Annotated in this window: 5 protein-coding genes; all 5 read right to left on the reverse strand. The window is 34.6% G+C overall.

The annotated features are described in order from the left end of the window. Positions 1–15 precede the first annotated feature (15 nt). The 5 genes from Q0684_RS13035 to Q0684_RS13055 all read right to left on the reverse strand — a co-directional run bounded on the left by Q0684_RS13035 (position 16) and on the right by Q0684_RS13055 (position 21,666). A complete protein-coding gene (locus Q0684_RS13035) occupies positions 16–912 on the reverse strand; it encodes a YitT family protein (RefSeq protein WP_299017639.1) in 897 nt (298 codons plus the stop codon). Between the two features lie 6 nt (positions 913–918). Continuing rightward, positions 919–1,797, reverse strand: a complete 879-nt coding sequence (gene folD / locus Q0684_RS13040; RefSeq protein ID WP_299017642.1) for a bifunctional methylenetetrahydrofolate dehydrogenase/methenyltetrahydrofolate cyclohydrolase FolD — start codon at positions 1,795–1,797, stop codon at positions 919–921. A 76-nt stretch (positions 1,798–1,873) separates the two neighbouring features. After that, positions 1,874–3,202 carry a signal recognition particle protein gene (ffh, locus tag Q0684_RS13045; protein WP_299017645.1) on the reverse strand — a complete coding sequence of 443 codons (1,329 nt, stop codon included), beginning with the start codon at positions 3,200–3,202 and terminating at the stop codon, positions 1,874–1,876. 302 nt (positions 3,203–3,504) lie between these two features. Continuing rightward, entirely contained in the window at positions 3,505–4,518 is a 1,014-nt protein-coding gene (locus Q0684_RS13050; RefSeq protein WP_299017648.1) for a type IX secretion system membrane protein PorP/SprF, read from the reverse strand. Between the two features lie 30 nt (positions 4,519–4,548). Continuing rightward, the gene (locus Q0684_RS13055) at positions 4,549–21,666 is read right to left on the reverse strand and encodes a PKD-like domain-containing protein (RefSeq protein WP_299017651.1); all 17,118 of its coding nucleotides are present in this window, start codon (positions 21,664–21,666) and stop codon (positions 4,549–4,551) included. Positions 21,667–21,709: the final 43 nt, after the last annotated feature.

The following is a 21,709-nucleotide window of genomic DNA, read 5'->3' on the forward strand; positions in this document are numbered from 1 at the left end:
CTAAAAACAAAAACATTATTTCGTTTTAATAGGTAGTTTTCTATTCTTTTTTTTGTTGATATAATGTCTTAAAACACCACCTTTAACCGTGTTTACATCAAATTCTATTATAAAGGCTTCGTCATCTATATCTTGCACAACTCTGTACATTTTTTTGATATCAATTCTATTAATTATAGAGTGAATAATATCAAAATCTTCTACTTTACCATTATTACCAAAACCAGAAGAGCCTTTGTAAATGGTTAATCCCACACCTAATTCTAGTAAAATTGCCTTTTTAATAACTGCGTGTTTTCTAGACACAATTGTAATTCCTATAAAATCTTCAAAACCTTCTATAACGGTGTCTGTTACTTTTGCTGCAATAATGTAGGTTAAAACCGAATACAGAGCAATTTCAATAGTTTCTACAAAGGCAGTAGCCGTAAATAATATGATATTAAAAAAGAGGACAATTTTACCAATACTTAAACCAAATTTGTCATTTAAATAAATTCCTAAGATCTCAGAACCATCTAAAACAGATCCATTTCTAATGGCTATTCCAATTCCAGATCCTACCAATAAACCACCAAAAATAGAAATTAGTAGTTTATCATTTGTAATGGTTTGAAAATTCTCAAAATGAATAAAAAGTGCAACTCCAAGAATACTAATTATAGATTTTACAACAATTCTTTTAGAAACCGTAAAGTAGCCCAAAATTAAAAACGGTATGCTAAAAAGAACCAACAAATAAGACATATTAAGATCTACTTGTGTTCTTACCAAAAGTGCAATACCTGTAACACCGCCATCTAAAAAACCATTTGGCAATAAGAAAGCTTTTAACCCCAAACTAGTAAGTACTACACCAATAAATATTTGAAAATACTCGTTAAGATAATCGATGTTTTTTTGTCTCTTCATTTTCTTTTACTCTTGTTTTCTCTTACAAGATAACAAAGTATTTTTAAGTAGCATTGCAATAGTCATTGGTCCTACTCCACCAGGAACAGGCGTAATGTATTCCGATTTTTCTGCAACCTCTTTAAAAGCAACATCTCCCACTAATCTAAAACCACTTTTTTTAGAAGGATCTGCAAGCCTTGTAATACCTACATCTATAACAGTTACATTATTTTTAACCATATCTGCCTTTAAGAATTCTGGTATACCAATAGCAGCAACTATAATATCTGCTTGTAAGGTAATTTCTTTTAAATTCTTGGTTCTACTGTGGCACATGGTAACTGTTGCGTTACCTACAGTTCTTTTTTGAGAAAGTAAAATACTCATTGGGCTACCAACAATATGACTTCTACCCAAAACCACAACATGTTTACCAGAAGTTTCTACTTTATAACGTTCTAATAATTCTAAAATACCATAAGGAGTTGCAGATATAAAAGTAGGTAAATTTAAAGCCATTTTACCCACGTTTGTTGGGTGAAAACCATCTACATCTTTATCTGGATCTACAGCCATTAATACTTTTTGTTCGTCTATATGTTTTGGCAATGGTAACTGTACAATAAAACCATCTATATCATTATCTACATTTAAAACTTCAATCTCATTTAACAATTCTTCCTCTGTAATGTTTTCTTCTAAACGAATTAAAGTAGATTCAAAACCAACACGATCACAAGCTTTTACCTTAGCGTTTACATAAGTAACACTTGCCCCATTATTGCCTACAATAATGGCTGCTAAATGAGGCGCTTTTAATCCATTATCTTTAATTTCTCTAACCTCTAGCGCAATTTCCTCCTTAATATCTGCTGCTGTTTTTTTTCCGTCAAGTAAAATCATTCGTCTGTTTTAATTCTTAATATTATTGCTTATATAATAAAAAAAGCCACTTTTTAGAGCAGCTTTTTAAATCATACTATTTCATTCCTTGCATCATTTGCATCATTTTTTTGCCACCACCACCTTGCATCATTTTCATCATTTTGCTCATTTGGTTAAATTGTTTCATGAGCTGGTTTACCTCTTGTATAGAAGTACCAGAACCTTTAGCAATTCTTTTCTTTCTGCTTGCATTAATAGTAGTTGGTGTGCTTCTTTCAGATGGAGTCATAGAATGTATAATTGCTTCAATACCTTTAAAAGCATCATCATCAATATCTACATCCTTTAAAGCTTTTCCAGCGCCAGGAATCATGCCCATAAGGTCTTTCATGCTTCCCATTTTTTTAATTTGCTGAATTTGATTTAAAAAATCATCGAAACCAAATTGATTCTTAGCAATTTTTTTCTGTAGTTTCCTAGCTTCCTGCTCATCATATTGATCTTGCGCTCTTTCTACTAAAGAAATAACATCTCCCATTCCAAGAATACGATCTGCCATTCTATCTGGATAGAAAACATCAATCGCATCCATTTTTTCTCCTGTACCAATAAATTTGATTGGTTTATCTACAACAGATTTAATAGATAAAGCTGCTCCACCTCGCGTATCTCCATCTAATTTTGTAAGAACAACACCATCAAAATTTAAAATATCATTAAAGGCTTTTGCTGTATTTACAGCATCTTGCCCTGTCATAGAATCTACTACAAACAAAGTTTCTTGTGGCGCTATAGCTTTATGAATATTAGAAATCTCGGTCATCATTTCTTCATCTACTGCTAAACGACCAGCAGTATCTATAATAACCACATTTTTAGCATTTGCCTTGGCATGTTTTATGGCATTCTGAGAAATTTCTACAGGATTGTTATTACCAACCTCTGCATAAACCTCTACCCCAATTTGCTCGCCAACAACTTGCAATTGATTAATTGCAGCAGGTCTATAAACATCACACCCTACTAAAAGGACTTGTTTTGCTTTCTTGTTTTTTAAGTAATTTGCTAATTTTCCAGAAAAGGTAGTTTTACCAGAACCTTGTAAACCAGACATTAAAATTATAGTTGGTGATCCTCCTAAATTTACACCTACAGTTTCACCTCCCATTAATTCTGTTAACTCGTCTTTTACGAGTTTTACCATTAATTGCCCTGGATTTAAAGTAGTAAGTACGTCTTGGCCAATTGCTTTGGTTTGTACTTTTTTAGTAAATTCTTTAGCTATCTTAAAGTTTACATCGGCATCTAAAAGTGCTCTTCTAACTTCTTTTAAAGTTTCTGCAACATTAATTTCGGTAATTTTACCATATCCTTTAAGGGTATGTAAGGCTTTATCTAACTTTTCGCTTAAATTATTAAACATAATTTGTGTCTTTTTTAGGAAACACAAATATAAGAAATAAGCTTAATTTTAATAGGGTTCTGTTTCCTTTTTTAGTGATGATTTCAATTTGAAAAATAAATTTTACTTTTTTAAAATTTAATAGAAATAGATTACTCTAAATTTTAAAGCTCAAAATTAAAATCTAACTTATAATTATTATTATATTTTTAAAAGTGTGTGTTTATTTATGACTTTTTTTCATAAAAGTAGAAAATTAAATAATGAAAAGATTAAACAGGAGTAATGTAAAACTTTCACAAAACCTATATAAAATAAATAAACTAATAATTGTTAAACCTACTGTTTCTATTACTAGAGAAACGACCTGTTATTTTAGAAAAATCGAATACAACAAAAAGCTCAAAATAGTTGTAAGGAATACTCGTTACTTTTTTGCTGTCCATTTCAAAAGAATAGTTAAACCCTAGTTCTAACTGGTTATAAAAAACAGATGCAGTAGTGCCTAAAGTAGTTAAATTAACTGTTTTAAAATTATTTAAATGCTGATTTAATCCGAAAGAAAAATTATCTAACACAATTTCTTGATACATACTAATTCGAGATTTAGTACTTTGTTTTGATAAAGAACCATAAAGAAATAAGTAAGAATTTTCTGGTAAAAAGCCTCTGTTTAATGGGTTTAAATCTAACTCATATCCTGCTTGTAAAGACATAAAAAGGTCTTTTAAGTCTTTATCGACTTCATTTAAAGAAACATTTGGCTTGTTTATATGTTTAAAACTTAATCCAAAAAACATATTTTTATTGTTGTGCAAGTGCCCCGAAACACCAGAATCAAAATAACTAACTCTACTATTTGCATTTATAGGGTCTATAGAAAAACTAGATATATTACCAGAAAAAACATCTATTTGATCGCCAAATACTAATGAAGAAAAATCTAATCTATTATTACCATAACCTAAAGTAAGAGACGCGTTTAAAGTCCAAAAATTAGACAATTGTACTTTATAAATATAATGTAGATTCGCCTGTGTAGCATTAAAACCCAAATCGGATATTTGAAACTGATTGACATCTAAAGCAATAGAAAAATTGTAATCTTCAAAATAAAAAGAACTAAATGCAAAGGTATTTTGAATAAAATTATTTTCGTTTAACATTTTTTGGGTGGCATAAGAAACACCAATACTCGCTGCTTCTTTAAACCCGTAAAAACTTGGGTTTAATGTACCCAATAATTTATTCTGATTAGAGTATAAATACTCCTGAGCACTTATTGTTAAACTTAACAATAGTGCAAATATCGTAGTATATGTATATTTCTTTTTCATAATTGAGGGACTATTTTTTTTGATTGATAATTACTTAATAAGTAAAAATCTAATATTTTTTTCTACGACTTTATTATCAATTGTTTTACCTCTAAAATAACATCGATAATTACCAGTTTTTGGTTGTTCATTTAAAGGAGCTATACCATTCCAACCCCACGTGTCATCACTTTCTAAACTTAATGCATCTGCAGAGGTAAACTCATACACCATATTACCCATACTGTCATATATGTACATTGTTATTTCTGAAAATCCAAGATGTTTTGGCCTAAACAAATCATTTATATTATCATTGTTAGGTGAAAAAGCAGTTGGAAACATAACCGTAGAACCTTTACCAATAAAAATTGTTTTGGTTATAGTTGTTTCGCATCCTGAAGCATTAAATAAGGTAAGCTTAACGTTATAAATTCCGTCGTTTTGATAGGTATGAAAAACTGTTTTTAAGTTTTCTCCATCTTTATTTGAAGCAATGTTTTCTGGATAATAAAAGGTTTTAAAAGGGGTATTATCATCAAAATCCCATTGAATATAACTGTATACATTAGGGTCATAAATACTGGTATCTATAAAACTAAGGTTGGTAAATTCGATGCTACTATTTACCTCGAAAAAGCCAAAATTTTCAAATTCAAAAGAGGTAAATTCAAAATCTGGTGCTAAGGTTGTAAAAATAATCTCTTCCGAAATTTTACATCCGCTGCTATTAGAAATTTCTAAAGTAGCATTTGTATCTGCTACATTACTAACTTCTAACTCATACAAGTTATTACCTAAGGCATTTGCTGGTAATGCGATTCCGTTTAAGGTAAACGTTAAATTTGTATCTGCAGAATTTACATCTACTAAAATTAAACCAGTATTGCCATCACACAAACTCTGCTCTACAACAACCTGTTCTATAGTAAACTGGTTGTCGTTTTCTATGGTAAATATAAAAGGCTCAGTAGTACAAGATTTACTATCTGTAACAGATATTCTATAAACACCAACATCCAAACCACACATATTAAAATAGTTGTTATTGTCTGGTATTTTTACATTCCATTCTTGGGTTTGCGGATTGGAAATCTCTAATAGGAAATCGGTATAAATGCCCGTACCTCCAGAATACTCTAAATTGGCACACCCCAACTCTCCATTACAACCATTGGCCAAAGTAGTGTTTAATAAATTGATATTAATTGGCACTGCTGGGGTTATTGTAAAGGTTTCAGGAGTTGCTAAAACACAACCTAGCGCATCAGTAATATTTACAGTATAATCTCCGGGAACTAACCCGTTAATTTCTGTTTGATTTTGTCTAAAACCATTTGGACCTGTCCATTCTATATTATAAAAAACACCGCCATTATCGTCAATAAAAGGCAAACCACCATAAATATTGATCTCTATACTACCCAATTCATCTGTACAAGAAATCTGATTTACAGTGCTATTCATTGCAATTATAGAAGATATTCTGAGAGAGCCACTTTCTATAGCGCCACAAGTATCAAAAGTTATATCATAATTAAAAACACCTGTTTCTGTTGCGGTGCCGCTAATAGTTAATAAAACTCCTGTTGCTGTAATCGTTTTGGTATAAGAAACCCCATTTGGTAAACCAACAACATTAATACTATTGATATCTGTAATTGCTCCCGTAATTTTATAGACCAAATCTTCTATAGGCAAATTAAAATTACATAGTATTTGGTTTTCTGTGCCACTCTCTAAAGTAACATCCAACGCAGCATACAAGTTTTCGATTACAATAGGTAAACTATCACTACAATTAGAATTGTTTATTGTAGCTACATTAAAACTGAAAATACCTGTATTCTTTGGTGCTCCTGTTAACTCCCATAAACCAATACTTGGGTCTATTTCTGTTGCTGTAATAAAGCTAGGAAGTAAAGCTAAATCTATTGTTGTGCCAATTGGCATAACAGTAAACTGAATTGGATTAATTTCAGCATTCTGACAAACAGATTGCGTTGTTGCACCAAAATTAGAATCTAAGACGATGGATGGTTTTTCTAAAATTTCTAGCTTAAAATCTGTAGTTACGGTAACCCCACAATTGTTACTAATACCAATGGTATAAATAGTACTAATTGATTTTTCGGTTGCTGCACCAGAAATAACCAACTGACCATTGTTTTCTGAATAAGAAATTCCTGCTGGTAAACTCGGCGTAAATGAAATATTAGTATTGTTTTCTGAAATTTTATAGCGTATATCTTCTATTTGATTTTCGATACAAGATTCTTGATTAATACTACCACTCATTAAACTAATAAACGGATCTGCAATAACCTCTATAGTACCTTCTAAGAAATCGCTACACTCAGAATCTGATGTAATTGTATAGCTAAAGGTTCCTGAGCGTTCTGGAGTTCCGGTAATTTTAGCAGTACCTGTAGCAGTATCTGCAACAAAAGTAACTCCTTGTGGTAAAACACCAATTAACTTTAAGGTTTGGCCAGGATTTGCCTGATATTCAATAGGTGCTAATATACTATTATTACAAACCTCTTCGTCTTGATTACCGTTGATTAAAAAGATACTATTCGGATCTGTAATCGATATTAAACCACTCGTTGTAGAACTAGAACAATTACCTTGCACTGTAACAGTATAGTTATAATCTCCTGCAGTAGCACAACTACTTCCAGAAATAAGTACAATATTATTTTCTATCTCCCAAGTTACACCAGAAGGTAAACCAGTTACATTGGCACCAAAAGTATCGGCACTTAACTCAAATAGAATTGGTTCTATCGTTGCACATGAACAAATTGACTGATTTATTTCTGTATCAACCAATGGCGTAATACTTCCGCCGCTATTAACTGTTATAACCCCTGCATAAGTGCTATTACAAGCTCCATTTAAAACAGAAGAAGAAACTGTATAGTTAAAAGTACCTGCTACTGTTGGTGTGCCAGAAATAGTTAAAGTATTACCTGCAAACGAACTAGTAACGCCACTTGGTAATCCTTCTACGTAAGCACTTAATATTGGAGAAACTGCACTAAAATAAATAGGGTTTATAGGTTCATTAACACAAACCGATTGAAATACCTCAGTATTGGCTACCGGTAAAATTTCTGAATCAAAAACAGTAACAGTGGCTTTTTTTGGCGTTTGTAGTATTGGGTTGTTACAATTCGCTAAACTACTATCTTTTACATCTATTAATTCTAAATTAAATACACCAGCGATGTCTGTGGAAATTGTTATTGCAACACTGTTATTGTCTGGTAGTGTAGTAACTTCTTTTACATTATTATTAACAAGGTAAGTAAATGTATAAGGTGCTGTTCCGTTTGATGCTTTAAATGTAATGCTTACATTTTCTGTGTTTAAACAAACCTCGTAATCATTAACCCCTTCTATACTTGCTTTAATAGCTGGTTTTAAAACAACCGCAACTTGTGCAGTATTAGTACATCCGTTGGCGTCTGTACCTTGTAGGTATATGATTTGAGTAACCGCTGGTGTGTAAGTGTAAACATCACCAGTACTTAATATAGAAGTTGTACCAGTGCTATCTTTGGTATACCACTGATAATTTTGCGCGCCAGAGGCATTTAAAACCAACTCACTTCCCTCACAAACAAAAATTTCACTTTCGTTGTTTTCTATTTGAACTAGCGGTAATGGGTTTTCTTTAACTTCTATAGGTTTTATTGTAAAGCAATTGTTTGCATTTGTTGCTTTAATGTAATAAATACCTTCGGAAGCTGTACTTGCTAATAAAAATGGTACAGTTGCATTTACATCTTCCCAATACGTGTAATTTAAGTTTATATCTGAACCTGCTGTATAAACAGGGTCTGTAAGATTTACAGTTTCTGAAGCGCAAATAGTTGCTGGATTGGTAATATTTAAAACAGGCTTTGCAAAAATATCTATGCTAATTTCCTTTGGCGTTGCAAAGGTATTCACACAGGTGTTTGGACCAGAATCTTTAACACTTAATAAACGATAGGTATAAGCACCTAGAGCATTCGAAAATAAACTTAATTGAACACTGCTTGAAGTTCCGTTTGTAGTTATTGTTTTTTCTGATCCACCATTTACAGTATACGTAAATGTATAGGGTGCAATCCCGTTTTCTGCCTTGAAATTCACAAAACTATCTGCGCCATTTAAACAGGTATTTACACTACTTTCTATATCTGCAGTAGCTAACGGATATACATCAACAACTATAGTCTCGGTTATTTGACATCCACTAGTATCGTTTTTTAAGGTTAAATTATAGGTAACCGGTATTACAGCATTTGTTGTATTTTCTAGGGTTTCACTAATTGCACCTACTCCAGTGTCTGAAGAACCAATAATACCAAAACTAGCAACTCTAGACCAGTTTACTGCAGTCGTTTCTGTGCCCGATGTACTAATTTCTGGCACAAAATTAAAGGTACTACCAGAACAAATAGACGTTGTTGGAGTATTTATAATTTGAGGAATTGGTTTTACAATTATATTTATAGATACTGTATTCTTACAACTTTCTGGAGAAGTAATTGTATACACATAAGTCACCGTAATCGGTGTATTTGTTTCGTTTACTAAAATTTCATTTATACTCCCGCTTCCAGAACTTACTGGTGTAGCAATACCATTTACAAATTGACGTTCCCAAATAAAACTATTTGCTGTTGCACTAGTTGGTGTAAAAGAAAACAATTCATTAGAACAAATACTAGTAGCAGAAGGTGTGTTTGTAATTGTTGGTAAATTAATACCTGTAATTGTAAACGGTGCAGAGAAAGTACCGTTACCACAACTACTAACTCCTCTTACTTCTAATGTTTCTGAGGTTGTTAATGTTGTAAAATCTAAAGAAATACTATTACTATTAGTGTTTCTAATAGTTCCATCAGAAAGTCTCCAATCGTAGGTTATGGCATTTGGAATTGCAGCGACTGTATAGGTATTATCCGCACTTGGTATACATACATTTAATGCCCCTGAGATCGCTGTTGCAACTGCAGGTGTTGGCAAGACCTCTACAGAAATAACTTCTGTATTATTACAACCTTCTGTAGTTGTTGGTAATGTAAGTTCGTAATTAACAGTTATTACATTGGCTGTTGTATTGGTTAAGTTTTCAAAAATAGTACCCGAACCAGAAGTAGTTGGTTCTTGTATACCAAAAATTGCTGCTCTAGACCATGATATAGTTCCAGAAATATCACTTGCTGGGGTAAAACTAAAAACACTTCCCGAACAAATTTCTGAATCGATTGGTGCATTCGTTAATTGTGCAGCAGGGTTTACTGGTACTGTTATCAACTCTATATTGCTACAACCAGTTGTTGTAATTATTTCTATTTGATAAGTAACTGTTTTAACACTGCTAGTGGTATTGATTAAAACATCTTGCACAGCGCCATTTCCTAATGCTGTACCTTCTATTCCACTTTGCTGACTTCTTGTCCAAGAGAACGATGCACCTGCAACACTGGTTGGTTGATAATTAAAAGTCTCTCCCGAGCAAATAGCACTATTGGAAATCGTACTCGTTAAAGTAGGCTTGGAAACTACTTCTACAAAAAATGCCAACGAGTCAATCCCAGCACCACAGCTATTAACCCCTTTTACGCTTAAATTACCACTAGGCAAAGTAGTACTTCCAACAATTGTAAGTATATTATCTAAGGTGGTTATAGTACTTCCGTCTGTTAAAGTCCAGATATAAGAAGTTGCATCTGCAATTACACCTGCTGTAAACATATAATCTTGCAGACTCTCACAAATTACGCTTGGTCCGCTAATCGTAGTTACTTTTGGTATTGGTGCAATTGTAATGGGTAAAGTAGATAATTCGCCTACACCACAAGAATTTTTTGCAGCAACTGATACAATACCTGATACTGCATTTTCTGAGTATTCTACAGTGATTGTATTTCCCGATTGCGACTGAATAGTAGCTCCTGAAGGAACACTCCATTGATAATCTGTTACTAATGAATTTGCAGGTACTTGATAGGTTACTGTAGTACCTTGACAAACATTCTGAGTACTGCTTGAGGTAATAACACCCAAATTTGGAGCTGCACAATTTATGGTTAAATTAACAACATCAGATACTGTTTTTGTGCCACAAGCACCCATTCCTGTTGCTGTTAGCGTTAATTGTACTGTTTCTGAACAAGTATTTGTTAATGATTGATACGTTGTTGGGAAGCCTGATGAGAAAACACCATTCCCTGAGGTAGACCATTCTACAGAACTTGCGTTTTCGAACGATGTATTGTTAATAGTAAAAAGGCCAATTGGCTGCCCTGGTGTATAACAAACAAAACCATCATCTCCTGCGTTTACTGTTGGTAAAGGCTGGGTTGTAATTACTACCTCTTCAACTACAGTATCTGCAGTATCACAACCATTTTTAGGTGTTAAAACAGCTTTTAAAATAGTGGTTTGTGGAGTTGTAATTGTGGAAGAAATGTTTGCTGTAAATACAGGAGTTTCAGAATTGGCTCCGGCACTAATAGTACCTGATCCACTAAAAACACTCCATGTAATAGTATCATAATCTAATGCTGTAGTATTAAGTGTTACAGATGGTGTATCTACACAAATAGCAACATCTTGCGCTACAAGACTTGGTGTTTTAACAAAGTCTAAACGCATAAAACTATTATCTATACTACATGAACTCTCACCATTTCCTGTTAAAATTAAATACACATATCCTTGATTTAAATCGGAAGCACTTGGAGTATAAACAGGGTTTGTAGCATTTATATCACTAAAAGAACCTGCTACATAACTAGCTAAAGAGGTACCATTGGCATTTTGAGCACTTGCCCAAACAACACTGCTAGTATTTGTAGCCGAAGCATCTGTAATTTCATAAGAATCTCCAGTACATGTTGTTGCATTATTCCCTGCAAAAACACCTGCTCCTTCAGAAATATTTACTCTTAAATAATCTGAAACTGTACCACATGTATTTGTAGATTGAAGCGTCAAATACACAAAACCTCTTGCAATATCTGCGGTACTTGGGCTATAAGTGGCATTTAAAACTGTAGCACTTGCAGGAGAAAATGAACCATCAGAAATAGTATTACCTAAAATATCTGAAGAGGCAATCCATTGCAGACTTGTATAATTTGTTGCTTTTGCATTGGTAATGTTTATAGAAGAACCTTCGCAAACTGCAATATCCAATCCTGCGTCTACCGTAGTTAAAGGGTCGATTACTAAATTTACAGTATCAGTAATTTCTCCAGAACAAGGAGCTACATTGTTAGCATGCAACGTAAATTCTATAGTACCTGTTTCATTTGGTCCTGGTTGGTATTGAGGTTGTAATGTGTTTAAAGAGCTAGATAAAATAGTTCCTGCTCCGTTTGATGTCCAATAATAATCGCCAGTACTTGATGAAGTTGTCGCTCCAAAATTTAACACTATTGGGTTATCAGTAGCACAAATTGTTTTTGGGTTTCCTGCATCAACGGTAAAAACCGGAGTTAAATTAACTTTTATCGTTTTTGTTACTACTCCTACACAAGCTGTTTTTGGCTGAGCCGTAACAGTCAGTGAAATAAAACCGTTAGCAACTTCTTCTGCCGTTGGCGATATTGTTGGTGTTAGAGAATTCGGGTTAACAACAATAGATTTATTGGCAACAGCAGTTGTATTTGTCCAATTATATGAAGTACTATTTGCAACAGAAACAATTGAAGGCAATGTAAAAGTATTTCCGCAAAAAGTAAGCTCATCTGTAGTTGCCGTAATTGTTGGTAATTGATTGATACTTATAACAATCTCGTCGGTTGTATTTGCAGTACAAACACCATTTGGTGTTGCAATCATTGTTAACGTTACTTCAGTTGTATCATCAGTGCCTAGTTTATAGGTTGGCTTAATTTGACCTCCCGCAGTTGTATAATCAAAAATTCCATTCCCAGAAGTTTCCCATAACAAGGTATTAAAATTACTTGCAGTTGCTGCGTCTAAGGAAATTACATCACCTACACATGCAACCATGTCTACACCCGCATACGCTTTTGGTTTTGCCTGTAAGGTAATGGTTGTAGTAGCTGTAGTGTTCCCACAAGTATTGTTACCAAAAGCTTCTAAAAATATATTTACTGTACTTATACCAAACGAATTTATGAAATCTGTAGCTGCTGGAACATATTTAGGTTTCAGCGGATTTGCAGTAGCAACAAGAGTACCATCACCTGAATGAGACCAGTTAAAACTAGTTGCATTAGAAACCGTTCCGTTAAGTTGTACTTCTGTTTCACCCTCGCAAATTTCTTGTGGTGCACCTGCCGAAACTATTGGCAAAGCATTGATAGAAATCGTTACTGAATCTGACTTTGAGCTAGGGCACTCTGACGAGCCTGCTGCCTCTAAAGTAAGAGTAACCAAACCTGAAGCTCCTACATTTGGAACAATTTCTGGTGTTAAGGTGTTTTCTGTACCTGATGTGATGCTTGCTGGACCTGCAATAGACCAGTTAAACACTCCATTTCCATAATTTATATCAGCATCCTGAATAACAACAGTTTCATCTTCACAAATAGAAACGTCTGTTCCTGCAAATACCTGTGCATTTGGATGAATGGTTAAAATTAAATCTTTTTTTACAGAGCTACATGCAGTATCTAATGGGATTGCAACTAAAGATAATGTTACAACACCTGTTTGATTATTGGCTGGTGTATAAGTTGTATTTCCATTTGTCTGAGTAACAAAAGATCCCAATCCATTAGAAGAAACCCATTTTAAGGTTGTAAAATCTGATGCATTGATATCTGCATCTAATAATTGTAAGTTATCTCCTTCACAAATACTTCTATTTGAGGGAATGGTAACTTTAGGCTTTGGTGTAATTCGAATTGTTTTAGTTGCTATTACATCTGAAAGACTAGCACAAGCAGGCGCTGCATTTGCCGTAAGCGTTAAAGTTACGTTACCTGTTTGACCTGGTTCTGGTATAAATTCTGGTGTTAAGGTAGTTTCTGTACCTAAGGTAATTTCGCCAGGTCCAGAAAGCGTCCATAATACAGAGGCTGCATTATTTACAGTTGCCTCTCCTGCTAATAAGGTATACGATTCGTCTTCACAAATTGTAACTGTAGCGCCTGCATCTGCTTCGGGTTGTTTTGCAATTTGCACAACAACAGTGTCTGTAACCTCTGCACAATTGCTATTACTTATAGCATGTAAAGTTAAAGTTACATTACCATTGCTAATGTCTAATTGACTTGGAGTATAACTTGCTAAATTAGTTGTTGCAAAAGGAGTACTAGACGAGCTAGAAGTCCAGAATTGCGACACATTATTAGTTGTTGCTCCGTTTAAATTTACCACATCGCCCTCGCAAATAGCCATATCTAAACCAGCATTGACAGTTTGTGTTGGTAATAAATTTAATGTAAAATCTTTAAAAATAGATACTACTCCATTACAAGCTGTTTTTGGTTGCAGTGTAAGTCTTAAAGTAATTGGACTATTGGCTGCAATTTCTGTAGCGCTTGGTGTATAAATTGGATTTTCTATACCAACGTTGCTAAAAGTACCTGGCGCTGTGCTTAAAGAAGACCAAGATAATGTACTGTAATTACTTGCATTTACTCCTGAAATCACGAAAGGTTCTGTGGCACAATTGGTGCCATTATCTACATCAAAAGTTACTGTAGGTTGTGATACAATTGCCACAGTAGTTTCCTCCGAAACTGCTGCGCAAGTAGCGTCTCCGGTAGCAGTAAATTTTAGTGTAAATGTTTCGTTTAAAATATCATTTGGGCCTGGTATGTATTTAGCATCAGTTGTGTTTTCTCCACTTATAAATGTACCATCAGAAACACCTACCTTTTCCCACAAATAGCTTGAGGCATTGCTTGCTGTTGCTGTTGCGTTATACACATCGCCTTCGCAGATTTCTGTTGCAAGATTGGTAATATTTACAGCTGGTGCTTGATTTATGGTAACTACAATTGCATCTGAATCTGTTAGCATGCAGTCTTCATCACTCTGAGCTGTTAATGTTAAAGTAACAGAACCAGCTACCTTATCTGCTGCACTAAAAGTATAGCTTGTGGTAAGCGCTGAAGCATTCCCAAATGCTGCAGTATTTGTAGAACTACTCCATAAATAAGTTGTACTCGCAGAAATATTTGTAACCAACGCAGTAAGATTTATAGTATTTTCTGTACTACAAACAGTTGTTGTATTTTCTGGCAAACTTACTTGTGGTATTGCTATTTTATTTAAAGTAAACTCTTGAGATACTGTATTGGCACAAGGTGCATTTCCAGTAACTGAAACTCTAATTACTACAATATCACTATCTAGTGCTGGTGTATAAATTGGTGTATTTATAGTTGTACTTGAAATGCTACCGGTACCACTTATAATTTCCCAATTGTAAGTACTTGGGTCTGCATTGGCAAAAAGTGCCTGCAATTGCTTGTCTTCTCCTTCACAAAAAACAAGAGTATTTTGAGAAACATCAATGGTTGGATTTTTGCCAATATTTACACGGATTTTTTCTGAAACAATTGCAGTTGCACAAGCGCCTATAGGTGTTGCTGAAATGGTTAATTCTGAAAAACCATTGGCTATATCTGCCGCACTTGGTGTAAAAGTTGGGGTAAGATCTAAAGTACTACCTGTGGCAATAGTTCCTGGTGACGAAGCAGACCAAACTATAGATTCCACATTATTAAAATTAGTAATATTTACTTGATCTTCTGGTACTTGATAATTCTCATCTTCACATATAGAAACTACTGTTGGGCTTACCGTTAAAACTGGTTTTTTTAATAGTGTATAAACAACAGTATCCGTTGTATTTTCAGCACAAGGAGATGTTGCTGTGCCTGTTAGTGTTAACTGAACCGTACCATTGGCTATTTCTCTATCTCCCGGAATATATGTGGTTATTAAGCCTTTTGGTGATGTTAAGAAAATACCATCAGGATCATTGCTAGTCCATTGCAAATTACCAGCAGCTACATTAGATGCTGTTGCATCAAAAGTTGTAATGGATTCTCCTTCGCAAAAAGTTTTAGAAGCACCTGCATTAACTATCGGGTTTTTAACCACCGGAATGGAAATTGTCTCACTAACACTAGTACAATTTCCTAACGGCGTTGCAATTACCGTTAATATAATTTCTCCGTTTGCAATATCTGTTGCACTTGGCGTAACCGTTGGTGTTAAAGTTGTTTCGTTATTAATAATAGTTCCTGTTGAAGAGGTGTACAATAAATTAGATGCATTTACAATGTTCGTGCCTGTTACAGTAATATTTTCTGCATCTTCACAAATTGGAGCTTGATTGGTTACTGTAATTTCTGGCGATGCTTGAATATTAACAGTTATCGTTGATACTGAAGCAACCGAACAAGGATTTATTGGAAATGCAGTTAATGTTAAATCTACAGTACCAGTAGCTATATCTGTTACAGAGGGTATGTATGTTGGATTAATTGTATTATTAATACCACCTACAAAAGTACCGCCACTTGAAGAAACCCACTGCAAACTACTGTAAGTATTTGCAATTGCTGTTGCTGTAGTAATGGTAAAAGGAACGTCACATTCTGATAAATTTACACCTGCATCTGCTATAGGTGCTGGTATTACATCTAAAACTATAGTTTCGGTTTGTGGTGTAATACATGGCGAAACTGGGTCTATAGTTAATGTTAATATAATGTTTGGCTGTGTTAAATCAGCAGCAGAAGGTGTGTACTTTGGATTTAAAGGATCTGTAGTAGCTGTAAAAGTACCAGTTCCAGAAGTTGTCCAATTAGCCAATGATACCGGCATGTAATCATTTAAAATACTTGTACCACTTACCGAGTAATTTGTACTTGTATTACAAATAGCATCAGTACCAACCGTTGTAATTACTGGTATTGGCTCAAAAGACAATTCCATAGTATCTGAAACAACGTCTAAACAAGGTGCTAAACCTGTAAGTGCTAAAGTAAGGGTTACAGAACCGTTTGCGATATCTGTTACAGAAGGTGTGTAAGTGGCATTACTTACATCATTCTGATTGCTAAAAGTTCCTGTACCTGAAGACAACCAAGTTGCTTGAGAAAAATTACCTGCAGTTGCAGAAGTAGTTGTATACGTTGTATTACCACAAATGGTTGCATCATTTCCTGCCTCTACAATTGGCTTTTCTACAAAATCTAAAGTAATAGAATTTGTGGTTGATGAATTACAATTAGAAGGAATTCTTGCTGCTTTTAAGGTTAAAACAACACTGCCACTTGCAACATCTGCTGCTGAAGGAGTATAAAAATTAGCTGTGGTTGTATTGTCAGGTGTAGTATCTGTAAAAGTACCACTACCACTACTTGTCCATTTTAAAGTATCAAAATCTATTGCAGAAACATCTGGAATTTCAAAAGGAGCTGTTTCCGAACAAACAGCGACAGATGGGTTGATAACTGTAATACTTGGTATTTTATTTATGTCTAAACGCATTTCACTTACCGCATCTACAGTACAGGGACTGTCTTTAAGTGCGGTTAAGGTAAGCTTTGCGTAACCTCTACTAATATCTGTAACACTTGGCGTATAGGTTGGTCTTAATGTATTTCCGCCAGTAAAGCTTCCACCTCCTGAACCTGCAGACCAAATTACATTTCCACTAATATTAGTTGCAGTGGCAGTAGTTATTTCAAAATCTTCACCTTCACAAATAGTAGCATCTACGCCTGCATCTGCCGTAGGGTTTGGTATTATCGTTACCGTTGTTGAAACAGCTGTAGAATTTCCTGTACAAGGACCTTCTGGTTGTCCAACAATCGTAAAAGTAATAGTACCTGTTTCTGATGCTGAAGATGTATAGGTTGGGTTTAATGTATTTTCGTTTGTAAAAGTACCAGAACCTCCAGTTCTTGTCCAAGAAACTCCGCTTGCGTTAGAAGATGTACCGTTTAAAGTAATACTTTCTCCTTGACAAATAGTTTGTGCCAAACCAGCTGTAACCACTGGCTTTTTTTGAATATTAATTGTTACAGTATCATTTTCTGGATCGCAACTCGTTTGAGATCCTGTAATAGTAAAAGTAACCGAACCATTATCAATATCACTTGGAGAAAAAGTATATATAGGGTCTTCATCATTGGGGTTATCAAAAGAACCTGCTCCTGTACTAGTCCAAGTAACAGAATTTACATTAGAAGCAGTTCCGTTTAAAGTTACAGTTGGTTGAGATTCGCAAATAGTTGTGTTGCCACCTGCATCTACAATTGGTGCCGCATTTATTTTATAAATAAAAGTTTCTGTAGCAGGAGTTCCGCAGGGAGAAATGGGATTTACAGTAACAGTAAAAGTAATACCAGTATTAAAATCTGTCTCAACCGGTGTATAAATTGGAGTTGCTGAGTTTTGAGTACCATTAAAAGAACCACCACCGTTAGAGGTTGACCACAGAATAGTACCTGGATTCTGAATATTTGCAGCTAAATTTAAAGGTGTTGTTAAACCGGCACAAACAGTTGCATCTGCTATTTCATCTATTGTTGGGTTTTTTTCTATTGATAAAATAGTTTCACTAAAAGAAGTAGCGCAAGGTGAATTCCCGGTTCCTGTTAAGGTAAGGGTTACCAAGCCCAAATCTTTGTCATTTATACCAGGTGTATACGTTGGTGTTAAAGAATTGGCGTCTATAAAGGTTCCATCTCCACTTGTAGACCAAGCAACAGAAACGGTATTAACATCTTTTGTAGCGCCTGATGGCACATATGGTTCGTTTTCACAAATTACTGTTGAACTTGTACCAGCATTTACAATCGGACTTGGCACTATGGTTACCATTACTGTTGATGTACTTGAATCACAATTTGCTGAAGAGGTTGTTAAAATAAAAGGAATTCCTAAAGGATATAATGTATTTGCGATTAGAGCATCTGAAATACTCGGTGTAAAAACTGGGTTTGGTGTATTAGCTAAAGTTAAAGCACCACTAATATCACTGGGCTTAGACCATGAGTAACTAGTTGCAAAAGTAGAATTTGAACCATCTAAGGTAATAGGATCTGTGCCACAACCCGAAATATCTGTACCAGCATTTGCTGTAGATTTACGGGCAATATTTATAGTTGTTTCTAAAAAAGGAATTTCATCTCCGCAAGTATCCGTAACAAAAAGTCTAACAATAGCTTCACCACTTGTAATTGCAGATGTAGAAGGCGTAAAAGTTATTTCAGTTGGACTTAATATATTGACTTCTCCAGAAGAAGCAGGAACTGCCTCCCAACGAGTGCTTGAGTAATTTCCTGTAATAGTTGCTTCTAAATTAGTTGACATATCTGCATCACACATATCAATTGTTGTACCTCTATTTAAAGAAACTATTGGCGTTTCATCAACCGTAATTGTAACACTATTCGATTTCGTACAACCCGTTGCTGTAATAGTTTCTGTTAAGGTAAAAGTAGTTGTTTGTAAAGGACTCACCTTTGGATTTTCGCTTGTTGAAGATACTGTTGGAGCATTCCATGCATAAGCAGGTGAAGCTACCCAACTATAGGTAGAACCTGTTTTTGAAGCAGCACCAATATTTATTTCTTGTCCTTCGCAAATAGTAGCTGCTGCTGCTACAGCTGCTGTTGGCAGAGGTTGCATTGTAACTTCAAAAGTTTGCTCTACTATACAACCTGCTGTATTGGTAACTTTTAGCGTGTATTCTTCGGATGCTGTAATGGTTCTTGTAATAGCTGAACTTGTTTCAGTTAAAATTCCACCTGATAAAGACGACCACTCGTAGTTATAGCCAGGTATTGGTGTTACTTCTCCAAAAGTTACGGTATTACCAAAACACACTTCTTGATCTGAAATTAGAGGTACATTAGGTACTGGATTTACTTTAATTTCTATTTCTGATGACCTTATTTGACTACAAACACCATTACTACTTACGGCTCTGTAAAAAGTATTTTGGGTTAAAATACCAGTATTATATGTTGTTGAGGTGTTGGTGGTATCTAAAATCCAACTTCCCTGGTTTCCTGTGGTAGAAGACTCCCAGCCAATTACAACACCTGCTTGGCCAGTTAAAGAAATATCGGTTGCTGTATTTGCACAAATTTCTGAATCTGAAACAGCCAAGGTACCACTTGCTCCGGGTATATTAGTTGTTACTGCAATTACATCAGAAGAAAATTCACCACAAATACCAACAGTCGAAGAACTAAGAATTGCTCTAAACTCTACAGTATTATTTATTACGGCTGTTGTATAAGTGTTTGCACCAGAAACCACCATATCATTATACGTATCCCAAGAATCCCCACTATTTGTTCTAGATTCCCATCGTATTAAAGAACCTTGTGTGATAGAAAAATCGATATCTATGGAACTTCCTTGACAGATTGGACTAGAAAAGCCCGCAGCCATTACAGGCGAAGAAAATACGGGTTCTTTTTCTACAATAATATTTTCAATTGATGTAAAAATTGTTTCGCAAGTACCGTTTTCTAACAACACTCTAAAATCAGTAGACTCTAGCAATAAACCAGAGGTATAAGTATCTGTTGTGTTTGAAATTGAAGTCCAAACACTACTACTAACTTTTTTAGATTGCCATTCTACAATAGTGCCCGAAAAACGCTCTAATTTTAAACTTACGTTAGTATCTTCACAAACAATGCTTGATGGAGAAGTAACTATTAAATTACCCGTATCAATTGGGCTTGCTATGGTTACTAGAGTCGCAGCAGAGGCAACCTCTGTACAAGTTTCATTTTTAACCATTGCTCTAAAAGAGGTATTTCTATCTAAAGGTAATGTAGTATAGTTATTACTGGCAGAACCAGAAATACCTACCCAATTCACACCATTATCAGTAGAATATTGCCAATACGAAACGGTTCCGTTAGAGCCTGTTAATTCTAATTCTGTAGTCGCATTTTCACAAATAGTTCTACCACCAATTGCAGTACCCGGAACAACTGTTTCATTTACAACAATCTCTATTGCATTTGAAGTCGCTTCTGTACAAGTATCACTTTGTACAATAGCTCTATATTTTGTAGTAGTTACAGGGCTTACCGTTAAAGGTTCTGTGGAGGTTGTAAGTGTATTCTTAGTGAGAAAATTGTCTGTAGAACTTTCCCATCTTAAGACATTTCCGATTGAATTAGACAACGAAATTGTTGTGTTATCTCCTTCACAAATAGTTGATGCTGTTGCATTAATTGCACCTGGATTACTAGCAGGATTTACTGTTATTGTAAAATCAAAAGGCTCCCCTTGACACCCTTTATAGGTGGGTACTACTGTTACAGTTGTTGTTTTCTTATTTGCAGTATTATTTATAGCTTTAAAAGCAGGAATTGGAGAACCAGAACCAGAGAAAGCTAAATTACCTATATCCTCATTAGTTCTAGACCAAGTATACGAAACCCCTGTGCCACTTGTAGGTGAACTTGCTGTTAACACGATGTCTGAAATAAAGGTGTCATTACAAACTTCGATATCTGATATAGCATTTAAAACTGGCTTCGGATTTACTGTTATTGCAAAAGAAACTAGTGCTCCTTCACAGCCATTAACTATCGGTGTTACAGTAACAGTAGATTTTATTGGTTCTAAAGTAGTATTTATTGCTGTAAAAGTTGGTATCTCAGAAACATCTGAATTCGATGTTGCCAGACCAATATCTGTGTTACTATTCGTGTAGCTAAACGTTAAAGTACCTAATGATGGTGTTACAGAAGATAACGAACCGAATAAAGAAATAGCGTTAAAAGTATCGCCAGCACAAATATCTACATCGTTCAAAACGGTTGTTACATTGGGTGGAATGTAGCTAAACTGAGTTCTAATTTGCGTACCATCTACACTAAAAAAACCAGAAGTAGCATTGCAAGGCACCTCTACTTCTATTTCATTTACACTCTTAAACGTAACTGCAGTAGCTGGAATAGCAACACCTCCCAAAGTAACTTTATCTCTATCTGTATCTAAAAAACTACCTGAAGAACTTGTTAGCTTTACAATAGTACCAGAAGTACCAGTTATTGGATTAATGGAGTTAAAAGAAGGTGTATTTATTTTATTTAAAAAACCTGCATTTGCAGTAACTGTTGACAATAATAATACAAACAAAAAGGTGTACCTTTTTATTTGTGCTGGGGGGAATTTTAACACAATTTTTAATTTAAAAAATGAATATTATGCAATATTGGCTCAA

Origin of the sequence: uncultured Polaribacter sp. (assembly GCF_947503875.1) — a bacterium.
In the GTDB taxonomy this organism is placed as follows: Bacteria; Bacteroidota; Bacteroidia; order Flavobacteriales; family Flavobacteriaceae; genus Polaribacter.

Excerpts from the sequence above, each read along its gene's own strand:
- Q0684_RS13035 (WP_299017639.1), bottom strand. The coding sequence starts at position 912 with ATGAAGAGACAAAAAAACATCGATTATCTTAACGAGTATTTTCAAATA.
- ffh (WP_299017645.1), bottom strand. The coding sequence starts at position 3,202 with ATGTTTAATAATTTAAGCGAAAAGTTAGATAAAGCCTTACATACCCTT.
- Q0684_RS13050 (WP_299017648.1), bottom strand. The coding sequence starts at position 4,518 with ATGAAAAAGAAATATACATATACTACGATATTTGCACTATTGTTAAGT.
- folD (WP_299017642.1), bottom strand. The coding sequence starts at position 1,797 with ATGATTTTACTTGACGGAAAAAAAACAGCAGCAGATATTAAGGAGGAA.